The 12622-nt window shown below is 31.8% G+C and carries 10 protein-coding genes, 1 pseudogene and 1 riboswitch; of the genes and pseudogenes, 6 read left to right on the top strand and 5 right to left on the bottom strand.

Annotated elements, in window-relative coordinates:
• Positions 1 to 251: 251 nt before the first annotated feature.
• Positions 252 to 450, top strand: a riboswitch (cobalamin riboswitch).
• Between the two features lie 147 nt (positions 451 to 597).
• The 3 genes from metE (at position 598) to abc-f (ending at position 5651) form a co-directional block, all read left to right on the top strand.
• Positions 598 to 2886, top strand: coding sequence for a 5-methyltetrahydropteroyltriglutamate--homocysteine S-methyltransferase (gene metE / locus V5E38_RS05985; protein ID WP_499212534.1), 2289 nt, complete (start codon positions 598 to 600; stop codon positions 2884 to 2886).
• A gap of 16 nt (positions 2887 to 2902) precedes the next feature.
• Entirely contained in the window at positions 2903 to 3397 is a 495-nt protein-coding gene (locus tag V5E38_RS05990) for an acyl-CoA thioesterase (protein WP_098428718.1), read from the top strand.
• Positions 3398 to 3818: 421 nt separating this feature from the next.
• Complete coding sequence (abc-f, locus tag V5E38_RS05995) at positions 3819 to 5651, top strand: ABC-F family ATP-binding cassette domain-containing protein (RefSeq protein ID WP_499212535.1); 1833 nt, start codon at positions 3819 to 3821, stop codon at positions 5649 to 5651.
• 87 nt (positions 5652 to 5738) lie between these two features.
• On the opposite strand, the gene V5E38_RS06000 is transcribed toward abc-f, so the two are convergent.
• The 3 genes from V5E38_RS06000 to V5E38_RS06010 all read right to left on the bottom strand — a co-directional run bounded on the left by V5E38_RS06000 (position 5739) and on the right by V5E38_RS06010 (position 8133).
• The gene (locus V5E38_RS06000) at positions 5739 to 6335 is read right to left on the bottom strand and encodes a VanZ family protein (protein WP_499212536.1); all 597 of its coding nucleotides are present in this window, start codon (positions 6333 to 6335) and stop codon (positions 5739 to 5741) included.
• Between the two features lie 69 nt (positions 6336 to 6404).
• Entirely contained in the window at positions 6405 to 6722 is a 318-nt protein-coding gene (locus tag V5E38_RS06005) for a hypothetical protein (RefSeq protein ID WP_499212537.1), read from the bottom strand.
• 592 nt (positions 6723 to 7314) lie between these two features.
• Positions 7315 to 8133: a YitT family protein gene (locus tag V5E38_RS06010; protein ID WP_499212538.1), complete on the bottom strand. Its 819-nt coding sequence runs from the start codon at positions 8131 to 8133 to the stop codon at positions 7315 to 7317.
• A gap of 165 nt (positions 8134 to 8298) precedes the next feature.
• Between V5E38_RS06010 and adh the strand changes: the two genes are divergently transcribed.
• Both adh and V5E38_RS06020 read left to right on the top strand, forming a co-directional pair.
• Complete coding sequence (gene adh, locus V5E38_RS06015) at positions 8299 to 9816, top strand: aldehyde dehydrogenase family protein (protein WP_499212539.1); 1518 nt, start codon at positions 8299 to 8301, stop codon at positions 9814 to 9816.
• 147 nt (positions 9817 to 9963) lie between these two features.
• Positions 9964 to 10236 (top strand): hypothetical protein, encoded by a 273-nt coding sequence (locus V5E38_RS06020; RefSeq protein ID WP_097978680.1) that lies wholly within the window; start codon positions 9964 to 9966, stop codon positions 10234 to 10236.
• 137 nt (positions 10237 to 10373) lie between these two features.
• Here the strand turns inward: V5E38_RS06020 and V5E38_RS06025 are convergent.
• Positions 10374 to 10535: pseudogene (locus tag V5E38_RS06025) on the bottom strand (hotdog family protein); the annotation flags it as partial.
• A 140-nt stretch (positions 10536 to 10675) separates the two neighbouring features.
• Positions 10676 to 11002, bottom strand: coding sequence for a YnfA family protein (locus tag V5E38_RS06030; protein WP_499212540.1), 327 nt, complete (start codon positions 11000 to 11002; stop codon positions 10676 to 10678).
• Between the two features lie 257 nt (positions 11003 to 11259).
• On the opposite strand from V5E38_RS06030, the gene V5E38_RS06035 reads away from it, so the two are divergent.
• Complete coding sequence (locus tag V5E38_RS06035) at positions 11260 to 12600, top strand: PQQ-dependent sugar dehydrogenase (protein WP_499212541.1); 1341 nt, start codon at positions 11260 to 11262, stop codon at positions 12598 to 12600.
• The last annotated feature ends 22 nt before the right edge of the window (positions 12601 to 12622 follow it).

Here is a 12622-nt window from a genome sequence, read left to right on the forward strand (position 1 = left end):
TGATGGTAAGATGTTTCTTTGAACATAGCTATTCAATAAAAAAATAAATTTTATAAACAATCAATGCGTTCGTATGATTAGATCAAACAGTAATTAAACTGGATGAGATTAGTATACGAACGCATATTTTAATTACTTGAATTACTAAATCAACAGCATTTATTTAATCCAAAATAAAAATTTTTTTAAAATAGAACGAAAAATAAAAAAATATTTTGACTATTTTTGCATTTTATGACAAAATGATGAAAACTAAATAGTAGGGAATAGGTGTAAATGAAGTTCAAAGTTTGAAATCATTTACTTAAAAGGGAAGTTTGGTTTAATTCCAACACGGTCCCGCCACTGTAATAGAGGAGTAAATAAGAAGATGCCACTTATTAAAATAGGGAAGGCTTTTATTTACAAAGATTCTTAAGTCAGGAGACCTGCCTATTCTAACGACGCTGTTTGACCTACGAGAGATAGGGAGGTGCCTTATGGAAAGAAAGCTTAAGTTAACGTATTCTAATTATTTATGTTTTCCAACTTAAAGGCATTTTTGTCTCTTATGAGATAAAAATGCTTTTTTATTTTAGTTAAAAGGAGAGGGAAAAGATGGTACAAATAAGTAATCTAGGATATCCGAGAATTGGTGAAAATCGTGAATGGAAAAAAACGTTAGAAAGCTTTTGGCAAAAGAAAATTAATCAAGAAGAATTTGAGAAGGAAATGAAATCACTAAGATTAAGCTCAATAAAAAAACAGTACGATTTAGGTGTGGAACTAGTCCCTGTAAATGATTTTACGTTTTATGATCATGTGTTAGATTTTGCTACTATGTTTGGTTGGATTCCTGGTCGATTTGGTGAAATAAATGAAAGACCAAGTCTAGATACGTATTTTGCATTAGCAAGGGGTAGTAAAAACATTGTAGCTTGTGAAATGACGAAATGGTTTAATACAAACTATCACTATATCGTTCCTGAATATCAAAAAGAGAAGCAATCTAAATTGCTATTCAATAAGCCATTAGAAGCATACAAAGAGGCTCTAATTGAGCTTGGTATAAAAACGAAACCTGTCATTCTAGGAATCTATTCATTTGTACAGTTAGCAAAAGGTTACCAGGAAGAAGAAAAACGAAACATAATTAATAAACTAGTAAACCTCTATATACAAATGCTTAAAGAGCTAGAGAATGAAGGTGTTGAGTGGGTACAAATTGATGAACCATGTTTTGTGTTAGAAGAGTCAAGCGAAGATATTCGTTTTATGAAAGAAGTTTATGATCAAATCGCAAAAGCTGTACCTACATTATCAATTATGCTTCAAACTTTCTTTGAAGCAGTTGAACAATATAAAGAACTAATTTCATTCCCAGTATCAGGTATTGGTCTTGATTTTGTTCACGGTAAAGATGGAAATTTAGAGTCGATCCTGAAGTACGGATTTCCAAATGACAAGGTATTAGGCGTAGGAATACTTAATGGGCGTAATATTTGGAGAAATGATTTAAATGATTCCATTGATTTTTTAAATTCTCTTAAAAAAGAAATAAGTCCAAAAGATTGGTGGATTCAACCGTCTTGTAGTTTGCTTCATGTACCAGTTACAAAAGTTGAAGAGAAATTATTAAATGAAACATTGTTCGAGGCATTATCGTTTGCTGATGAAAAATTAGAAGAGTTAGTGATACTAAAAAGTTTATTTATAAACAAAGCGAGCATGTTTGAAAATGAAGTTAAATATGCAAGTAATTGTTTAGTAAATTTAAAACAGCTTAGCAAAAAAAATCATTCAACTAGTAATGAACTGGAATCCATTAATGAAGAAGATTTTAGAAGACCAGTACCATTCCATTTAAGATATCCATTACAAAATAAAGTAATGAATTTACCGATTTTACCAACGACTACAATTGGAAGTTTCCCTCAAACGAAGGAAATTAAACAAATAAGACAGCAATGGCGCAAAGGAACAATTGATGATTCAGAATATATGAATCAAATTAAATTGAAAATTAAAGAGTGGATTGAGATTCAAGAAAATATTGATATGGATGTATTAGTACATGGTGAGTATGAACGTACGGATATGGTTGAATATTTTGGTGAGAAACTAGAGGGATTTGCATTTACGAAAAAAGCATGGGTTCAATCTTATGGATCACGCTGTGTTAAACCGCCAATTATTTTTAGTAAAGTTGAATTTACAAAGCCAATTACTGTAAATGAAACTGAGTATGCACAAAGCTTAACAGCTAAATCAGTCAAAGGAATGTTAACAGGTCCAGTTACAATATTAAATTGGTCGTTTGTTCGTGAGGATCGTACAAGAGAAGAAATAGCAAATGAAATTGCACTAGCTTTACGTAAAGAAGTAAAAGCACTTGAAACGGCTGGCATTTCAATTATTCAAGTTGATGAACCTGCAATTCGAGAAGGTTTACCATTGAAGCAAAAAGATTGGGGTCAATATTTACATTGGGTAACGAGAGCATTTCGTTTAGCTACTTCAAGCGTCCGAAATGAAACACAAATACATACTCATATGTGTTATAGCAATTTTAGCGATATTATGGACACAATTATTGATTTAGATGCAGATGTTATTTCAATTGAACATGCAAGAAGTCATCAAGAATTTTCTACTTATTTAGCTGAGTCCCCTTATCCATTTGGAATTGGTTTAGGCGTGTATGATATTCATAGTCCGAGGGTACCATCGGTTGAGGAAATAGAAGAAAATATTATTAGTTCTTTAAAAGTGTGTGATGCAAATAGATTTTGGGTTAATCCAGACTGTGGTTTAAAGACGCGCAATGAAACTGAGGTAATAGATGCCTTAACAAATATGGTAAAATCTGCGAAAAAAGTTCGAGAAAAATATTATTCAATTATTTAATGATAGGGTGAAATCGATGAGTGGTAGATATGTAAAAGAATCCAGAGTATTTGATAGTAGTAGAATATTTCCAACTGATTTAAATAACCATGGTACATTATTCGGAGGAAAAATGCTTGCCGCTATGGACTTAATTGCCTCCATTTCAGCTACAAAGCATTCAAGAATGGAATGTGTAACCGCATCGATGGATTCAGTAGAATTTTTATGTCCAGTTCGTGAAAGTGACTGCATTTATTATGAATCGTTCGTGATCTTAACGGGCTCAAGCTCAATGGAAGTATTTGTTCGAGCTACTGCCGAAGACCTACTTTCAGGTGAAAAAAGAGTTGCTGCAACATGTTTTGTAACATTTGTTGCACTAAAAGATGGAAAACCACATAAAGTAGTAGAGGTTATTCCAGAAACTGAGGAAGAAATTAAATTACAGCAATTAGCATTTAAACGATTAGAAAGTCGCCAATTAAGAAAGAAATTGAGTAAGGAATTGGCATTAATTTGGAATGAATAAAAAGAAAGCATTGAAATCATACTAAAAGTAAGCTAAGATTAAATTAATATTTTTAAGGAGGCATCAAATTTAGACACTATGTACAATATCCGATAACTTTTTAAGCTAATGAATTTTATAGCAAAAAAGTACTCTGCCTGAAATCAGAGAAATTGGATAACTATGTCTATTTATGAGCCTATACTAATATTAAATTAATCCATTGTCTTAAATGCATGGTTTATTTACTATTATATTTCATTTGAAATAAATTCTAACGTATATATATTTTTATATATACATGGCTTATTAAATCACATCCAATTTACACACAGGCAGATACTGCTTGTGTGTTTTTTATTTTCTATCTTAAAAAATACTTTCGAAAACAGATTGGATTTTTAAGCAGAATGATCTTTTAAAATCGGATGGAGTGAAGTATATGTTTATTATAAAAGCATCGAATATAGAAATAGAATTAAATGGGAAAACAATTTTTAAAAATGGAAACTTAGACATAAAACAAAGTGAAAGGGTAGCATTAATTGGTGAAAATGGAGTTGGAAAGTCGACCTTTATTAATGCCCTTTTAGGTAATATTCCATTGAAAAAAGGAATGCTGCAAATTCACTATTCAAAAGATGAAATTGGATGGCTTTTAACAGATGAAGAGAATCAGGAAAACCTGTCAGCTAGGGAAGTGATTGAATCATTTGATCAAGAGCGATATTTCATCAAAAAGAATATAGAAAAGTATTTACTTGATTTGTCTAATGAAGAAAATCTTGCTAACTATAACGAGAGTTTAAGTAAATATTTAGAATTAGATGGCTATGATTGGGAAACAAAAATAGATCAAGTTTTGAAGAAATTTCAATTACCGCAAGAGTTATGGAATATCCCATTCAGTCATTTAAGTGGTGGACAAAAAACAAAAGTTAAATTAGCAAAAGTAATGATGAAGCAACCAAAGCTATTAATTTTAGATGAACCAACAAATCATTTGGACACTGAGTCAATCCAATGGTTAACGGAATGGTTACAAAACTTTAAAGATAGTGTCCTTTTTATTTCTCATGAACGACAATTCATTGATGATGTTGCGACTGTTACAGTTGAATTAACTGAAAGTGGTACATTTAAGTATAATGGTGGCTATTCAACATACAAAATACAAAAAGAACATGAGCGAAAAACTCAGCAATCACAATATGAAAAACAAGAAGCGGAAAAGAAAAAGCTTATTGAAACAATTAATCAATATAAACAATGGTTTACAAGCTCTCATAATGCTGCCAGTGAACGTGATCCTTTTGCTAAGAAACAAGCAGCAAAAAACGCATTAAGATTTAAATCAAAAGAAAAGGATTTAGATCGATTAGAGAAAAGAAAAGTAGAAAAACCAAAAGAAGTTAAAACAATTTCAGCGAGCTTTGAAAATGATTCATTTTCAGCAAAACAAATGATTACATTTGAAAAAGTTAATTTTTCATATGATGAAAAATCGTTATTTAACCAAGTAGATTTTATTTTAAATCGAGAAGATCGATTAGCTGTAATCGGAAAAAATGGTTCTGGAAAATCTACATTTTTAAAATTATTAACAGGATTAATGATTCCTAATAATGGTACTGTAAGACATAATCCTCAATTAAAAATAGGTTATTTTATGCAAGAGCTTGAAGCGTTAAATGAGGATTCAACAATTTTAAATGAAATTTTATCACTTCCAAATATGACTGAAACAGAGGCAAGAACAATTTTAGCATGTTTCCTTTTTAGAAGAGAGGATGTTTACAAGAATATTGCTCAACTAAGTATGGGTGAGAAATGTAGAGTTGCTTTCGTAAAATTATACTTTTCTGATTCTAATTTACTAGTGCTTGATGAGCCAACAAACTATTTAGATATACACACGAGAGAAAGAATTGAGGAAGCATTAGCGTCATACCCTGGAGCAGTAGTTGTAGTTTCACATGATCCATATTTACTAAAAAGGGTCTCAAATCGTGTAATTCATATTGAAAATGGAAATCTTTATGAATTCAAAGGATCTTTTGCAGATTGGAACGGAAGACAGAACATCTCAAACGATCAGCAAGCTTTATTAAATGAACGAATTAAATTACAACTAGAAATAGCTGCAATGAATGCAGAAGAAAAAGATACGGATGAAGAAAAGAAAGCTCAAATCTTAAAAATTGTTACATTACAAAAGGAACTAGATGAAATAAATGAAAGGTTAAGTGTAGATTTAAAAGGGAAAACAATATAAGTTATTGCATAGTGTGTAATCTTTAAAATAAAACGCCTTAGAATGTTAGTAAAAACATTCTAGGCGTTTATTATATTAGATCACTTCTCAAGCATCATAAATATGTTTTAATAGCGAGTTTAATTTTATATTAGCTTTTTTTATTAATAACTTAAATAGAAAAGAAAATAATTTAAATAGATTATATCCAATTAAAGTACCTGTAAAATTAAATATGAGGTCATCTATATCAACAACTCTAAAAGAGAAACCATTAAGTAGTCCAATAATTCCTTGCAAAGACTCGATTATGACCCCTATCAATAACCCTGCTATGGCTATTTTTGTTAATGTACTTTTTGTAATAAAAGGAAGACCAAATCCAAATGGAATTGTCATCAAGACATTAAGTATAGAAGTCTCAAAATCCTCTTTTGTAAGGTGTATAAGAGGAACTAGATTCAAATTCCATGCTTGTAACCCGAACATATTCCTGTAAGTTTGAGATAGATAGATTGGAAATTGAGTATACTTTAAAACATAACATAAATAGATATACATAATAGAGAAAAAAATAAATACACAATATCTTTTTTGAATTTTATCTTTAATACAAATATTATCATTAATAATATGATTATAGATCCATACAAAATCCATCCATTGAAATCTATCATCTTTTCCATTTTTGATAATCTCTTCCAAATCAACCCGTATATGAGATTGATTTTTATGACTTATTGATATTTTGAATATTTTTAAATATATATATTTCTAATTTTTTAGAGTTCCAAAACCTTTGATATTATTCCCGTCGTCTATACTGTTCACTCTTGTAATTATTAAATAATATTTAGTTCCACCACCTACTGCTTTAAACTTTCCTGAAATATTACTGCCTACTTTTGCTTGAACAGATCCAAAGCTGTTACCAGAAGTTGCATTCCAAAGAGTAAACAATAGATCAGTAGGAGTGGTTTTAGCACCTGCATCTTTACTGAAAACATAAGTAGAACCATTAATAGCTACCGTACCTGCATCCAATTTGTGATAAGCTCCATCCACTCTTCCATCTAAATAAACTTTATTCATCTGGAAATTGAAGACTCCTTTTGTTTTAATAATATTAAACTTCTAAACTTGTTGAACTAATGGACAATCTACAAAGTGGGCTTTTTTGAACTATTTGAATTGTGAGGTCCAAGTCACATATTAGTAGGGTGAAATTTAACCAATGCAAAAAATACATTCGGATCACAGCTGGTGTTGCATGTAGTTGTCCCGTAAGTGAGGTAAAGGTTACAAAAAGCCTAAGGGTAGTGAATTACCTTGTGATGAAGATAATCAAGGGATATATGGCAAAGAGTAATGAAGAGTTTAAACAAGAAGTTGTTATAAAAATAATTATTTTTTCATTTCGTACCTCCTTCTCAAAGGTATAACGATTTACAATTTGACTTTACCATTTATTTCATATTAAAACGGTTAAAGATGTTACAAACTATTGAAGTATAATAACGATTTAAATAAATGGACAAAGCTGCATAAAAAAACAATGACTTATTAGCCATTGTTTAGTGGTTGTCGGAAATGATATGTCACTATAAAAGCGAAAGCAATACAAAATAAAAAACAAATCACTTAAGTTTAATTACTTAAAGCGATTTGTTTTTTGCTTTATCTTTTAACCTGCTCTCAACACATCATTTACATCATGTATAACGACAAATGCTTTTGGATCAATTGTGTGAATTATTTTTTTTAGTTCAAATAGTTCTTTATTATTAAGAATAATGTATAAGGACTCTTTTCTTAGGCCAGAGAAATGGCCTTTTGCAGGATAAATCGTTACGCCTCGATTCATTTCATTTGATACGATTTGTGCAATTTCATTTGCTTGATCGGAAATAATCGTAATCGCTTTTTTAGGATTTAATCCTTCCATAATAAAATCCAGAACTTTAATACCGATATAAATAGAAATTACAGTATATAATGTTTTCTCAAAGCCGATTACAAAATAACCACCTAAAACGACAATTAGATCAAATAATAGTAAAGATTTACTAATACTCCACCCAAATGATTGATGTACCATTTGAGCAAGAACCGTAGAACCACCTGTTGTACCACCAGCACGAAAGACAATTCCTAAACCTAGTCCAATTAAAACACCAGCAAAAATAGTACCTAGTAAAGTTTCGCTTGTTGGTACGCCGTAACCGTCTGTAATACGTAGGAAAAATGAAATCGCTACGATGGAAATAACTGTATAAATTATTAGTTGTTTCTTTAAATATTTATATCCAATTATTAACAAGGAAGCATTTAAAACAAAATATACGACATCAGGTGACCAGTTAAATAGATAATAAGTAATCATTGTAATGCCGGTAAAGCCACCCTCAGCTAATTTATTCGGTATTGCAAAGAAGTTAACACCGACTGCAAATATAGCTGATCCAACAAGGAGAAATAAAATATCTACGAAGTTTTTACGCACTGTTACCCCTCATTTTCTATCAGATTTTTTTCACTTCTATCATTCTACCTAATAATGGGTTTTGAATCAAAAAATTTCTATTAAACAAAATATCTATTATTAGTCATAGTTATAACCACAATTTCATAGGTTTATAAAGAGACAAGCTATTAAGGGGGAATCAATATGGTATTTGCTACACCTGGAAAATCTGGTTCATTAATTACGTTTAAAAATCGTTATGACAATTTTATTGGTGGGGAATGGGTAAGACCAGTAAGAGAACAATATTTTGGAAATGTATCGCCTGTAACTGGACAAGTCTTTTGTGAGGTGGCTAGGTCAACTTCAGAGGATATCGAAAAAGCACTTGATGCAGCTCACGGTGCAAAAGGTAAATGGGGTAGAATGTCAGTAACTGAGAGGGCAAATATTTTACATAAGATTGCTGATCGCATGGAAGCAAATAAAGAATATCTTGCTGTCGCTGAAACTTGGGAAAATGGTAAACCTGTTCGTGAAACGTTAGCTGCAGATATTCCTTTAGCAATAGACCATTTCCGTTATTTTGCTGGATGTATCAGGTCGCAAGAAGGATCACTCGGTGAACTTGATGGTGATACAGTTGCATATCATTATAAAGAGCCATTAGGAGTTGTCGGACAGATTATTCCATGGAACTTCCCGATATTAATGGCTGTATGGAAGCTTGCTCCAGCTCTAGCTGCAGGGAATTGTGTTGTTCTAAAACCTGCTGAGCAAACGCCAACTTCAGTGTTAGTTTTAATGGAACTAATTCAAGATTTATTGCCACCTGGAGTTGTTAATGTTGTAAACGGATTTGGACTTGAAGCAGGTAAACCATTAGCTTCAAGTGATCGAATTGCGAAAATTGCATTTACTGGTGAAACTTCAACTGGGCGACTAATTATGGAATATGCTTCAAAGAATTTAATTCCTGTTACATTAGAATTAGGTGGTAAATCTCCTAATATATTCTTTGAAGATGTAATAGACAATGAAGAGTTTTTTGATAAAGCACTTGAAGGCTTTACGATGTTTGCTTTAAATCAGGGAGAAGTATGTACATGTCCTTCAAGAGCGCTTATTCATGAATCAATTTATGAGGAATTTATGGAGAGAGCAGTAAAACGTGTTAAAGCGATTAAACAAGGAAATCCATTGGATCCTCAAACAATGATTGGTTCTCAAGCTTCGCACGAGCAATTGAATAAGATTTTATCTTATTTTGAAATTGGAAAGAATGAAGGTGCAGAGGTTTTAGTTGGTGGTAGTCGCAATGTTCTTGATGGAGAATTGAAAGATGGTTTTTATGTAAACCCTACCATTTTTAAAGGGAACAATAAAATGAGAGTATTCCAGGAAGAAATTTTTGGTCCTGTTGTTTCGGTTACTACATTTAAAACAAAAGAAGAGGCATTGGAAATCGCTAATGATACATTATACGGATTAGGAGCGGGTGTATGGACTCGTGATATGGATACTGCTTATCGATTCGGACGTAATATTGAAGCAGGTCGAGTTTGGGTAAACTGCTATCACGCATATCCTGCACATGCAGCCTTTGGTGGGTATAAAAATTCAGGAGTAGGTCGTGAAACGCATAAAATGATGTTGGACCACTATCAAAATACAAAGAATCTGCTAGTTAGTTATTCACCGAGTAAACTAGGATTCTTTTAAAAATTTTTACACTCCAGTATTCATTTACTGGAGTGTTTTTACTTAAATAGAAAGAAGGCATTTAAATAATAATTTTATAAAATCCAGACATAAAAACTAGTAGCTATTTATATGTTAAATAAAAAGTATAATTTGGAGGGACTAAATATGTTAAATCTAGCAATCTATGTATTTATCATTATAGTACTTTATAGTTTCATTCAATTATATTTAAACCGAAAGTGGAAATTAATCTATACTACGTATGGATATCAAAACTATTTTATGATTATTGGTAAATTGAAGAAGAATGGGATTGAGTATAAGACGAAATTACCGATGAATTTTAATGGTAGGAGATTTAATGAGAATACTCAATATGATATATATGTAAAAAAAGATTTAGAACATTTGGCATTACAGTCTTTATATCAAAATTAATACGGGCTCAACTGTAGGATGTTTGCGTTTTAGAGACGTTGCCTGAAATTTGGTCTAAGTCTTACAGCTTCTCCAATTCGAGCCGGGCATCCTTCATTTAGTTGCTAGAAAAGAAGAATGCTAGTTACTTTCCTTGATTATAATATTACTCCTGCAAAGCTCCCACTTAATACTTGTTTTTTATTCTGATTTGTACATATAAAGGAAGACATGATCGATATTCTATTCTCTTTTTTTTCAAATGTCTCGATTGTAACTTCACAGGTTATTGTATCTCCTGAGTAAACTGGTCTTAAAAAAATTTTTTTCACTCCTTATTAATAAAAATTTTAAATCTCTTAATTAAATAGTTCAATTTCTTCTTGTTCTATCCTTCAAAATTGCAAATAAAAAATCGACTAATAGTCGATTTGCAGTTTGGTATCATTATGCAGGGGTATTAATTACGAGGTGCCCATAATATGACAGACACACCGATTAAACAGATTGCTGCACCGATCCAATCATATAAATCGGGTGATTTTTTATCAATTCCCCACCCCCATAAGATTGAGAGAACGATAAATACGCCTCCATAGGCAGCATAAACTCTACCAAAGGAAGGGAAGATTTGGAACGTTGCAATGACACCATAAACTGCCAAAATAATCCCTCCGATTAATCCTAAATAAGCAGATTGACCTTCTCTTAGCCATAACCATATAAGGTATCCTCCGCCAATTTCAGCTAAACCGGCTAATAAAAAAATAAATATTGCAGTAATCAATGTTGCTTCTTCCTTTCTATATAAAAGACAAATTAAACATATGTAGAAGTATATGCCCCTTATTTTAACAATAAAGACTAAAAGAAACTATCATTCAATTTGAATCATTTCAGCGTTCTATTAGAAAAGAATTTCGGTACTAATAGAACTATTCCCATCATAATTTTATAGAGGAAAATAATTTGAAGGAGGTGTATTGTTAGTTGTTAAAAGTTAATTTACGGCCCGTTGTTAGTAAGATTAATCTACCAACCGTTATGAAAACAGCTATTTTACCAGGTGATTCAGTTGAAAGATTATTTATTGCAACACAAGTAGGAGAGATCTTTTACATAGGAAATGGAGAAATCAAGACTTTATTAGATATTCGCCCTCGAGTATTGAAATTAGGTGAGTCTGGAGGCTATGATGAACGTGGCTTGCTTGGGCTAGCATTTCATCCTAATTTTTATCATAATGGGCTGTTTTATCTTCATTATTCAATAGCTGGTTCTCAGGGGCCAGGTGCTCTTTCTAATTCTTTTAAACCTAATCCTTGTGATCCTAAGACATTAAATTTAAAATGGCTAAATAGGGAAACTCAATATAATCATATTGATACAGTTGAAGAATGGGTACTACAATCAAATGGTCAGCCTCAAAAACGTCGGACAGTATTGAACATCAGAAGACCATTCTTGAATCATAATGGACTTAACACCTTAAATTTTTCACCCGAAACAAATAAACTTGTTTTAACAACAGGAGATGGTGGATCAGGCTATGACCCGTTTAACTTAAGCCAGGATAACTTAGAAATTGCAGGTAAAATAATTGAAATTGATGTAGATAAAAACATAAACGGCAATAATCCACCTATAGTCACACGTTTTAATGAACTTCCAACAAGTATTCAAGAAACACTCACAGTTATCGCTAAAGGGGTTCGTAATATAACAGGTATTTCATATCAAAGATATTATAATCAATATATAAAATATGTTGGACATGTCGGTCAGGATTTAGTCGAGTCGCTTTTTTCATTTGTTCATTATAAGCCAATACCAGTCTCTCAGTTAGTCCACATGAATTCTGAATCTGAGATGGAAGGATTTATTAACTTCGGTTGGAGAGGTTGGGAAGGTACTTTTCCTACATCGACAATAAAAGGGTGCACCGAAAATCCAGATTTGGATGAGAAAACAATCGCTTATTACGATCAATCAGTAACACTTTCAGCGAGCCGTCTTCAACCTTTAACTAGTTATTTTCATAAAGATGCAAGACCAGATAAATTTGAGGGAACTGCAATTACAGGAGTCCAGCCATATATGGGAAACGAAATACCTAGTTTAACTGGTAGCGTTGTATTTACCGATTTGGTACGAAAGGGATCGCAAGCACAGGTTAAAGGAGTTTTAGCTTATACAAAATTTAGCCCGGATGGTAAACAAAGTGATTTCAGTGTTATACAAACAAATTATGACTTTGGATCTCAACCGGCCTATTATGTAGGTGTGGGAACGAATTTAAATCAAACAAAAATCTATTTAGCGGTTTATGGTTCTATGAAAGTGACTGATTTAAACATGGGTACGATTTTTGAAATTGTACCGTGACTTTAAAACGATTTGTATTATG

Origin of the sequence: Rossellomorea sp. GAMAL-10_SWC (genome assembly GCF_049568075.1) — a bacterium.
Classification (GTDB): domain Bacteria; phylum Bacillota; class Bacilli; order Bacillales; family Bacillaceae_G; genus Gottfriedia.

Bases quoted from the DNA above. Each gene is read 5' to 3' on its own strand.
- metE (WP_499212534.1), top strand. From the start codon at position 598: ATGGTACAAATAAGTAATCTAGGATATCCGAGAATTGGTGAAAATCGT.
- V5E38_RS06035 (WP_499212541.1), top strand. From the start codon at position 11,260: ATGAAAACAGCTATTTTACCAGGTGATTCAGTTGAAAGATTATTTATT.
- V5E38_RS06020 (WP_097978680.1), top strand. From the start codon at position 9,964: ATGTTAAATCTAGCAATCTATGTATTTATCATTATAGTACTTTATAGT.
- V5E38_RS06005 (WP_499212537.1), bottom strand. From the start codon at position 6,722: ATGAATAAAGTTTATTTAGATGGAAGAGTGGATGGAGCTTATCACAAA.
- abc-f (WP_499212535.1), top strand. From the start codon at position 3,819: ATGTTTATTATAAAAGCATCGAATATAGAAATAGAATTAAATGGGAAA.
- V5E38_RS05990 (WP_098428718.1), top strand. From the start codon at position 2,903: ATGAGTGGTAGATATGTAAAAGAATCCAGAGTATTTGATAGTAGTAGA.
- adh (WP_499212539.1), top strand. From the start codon at position 8,299: ATGGTATTTGCTACACCTGGAAAATCTGGTTCATTAATTACGTTTAAA.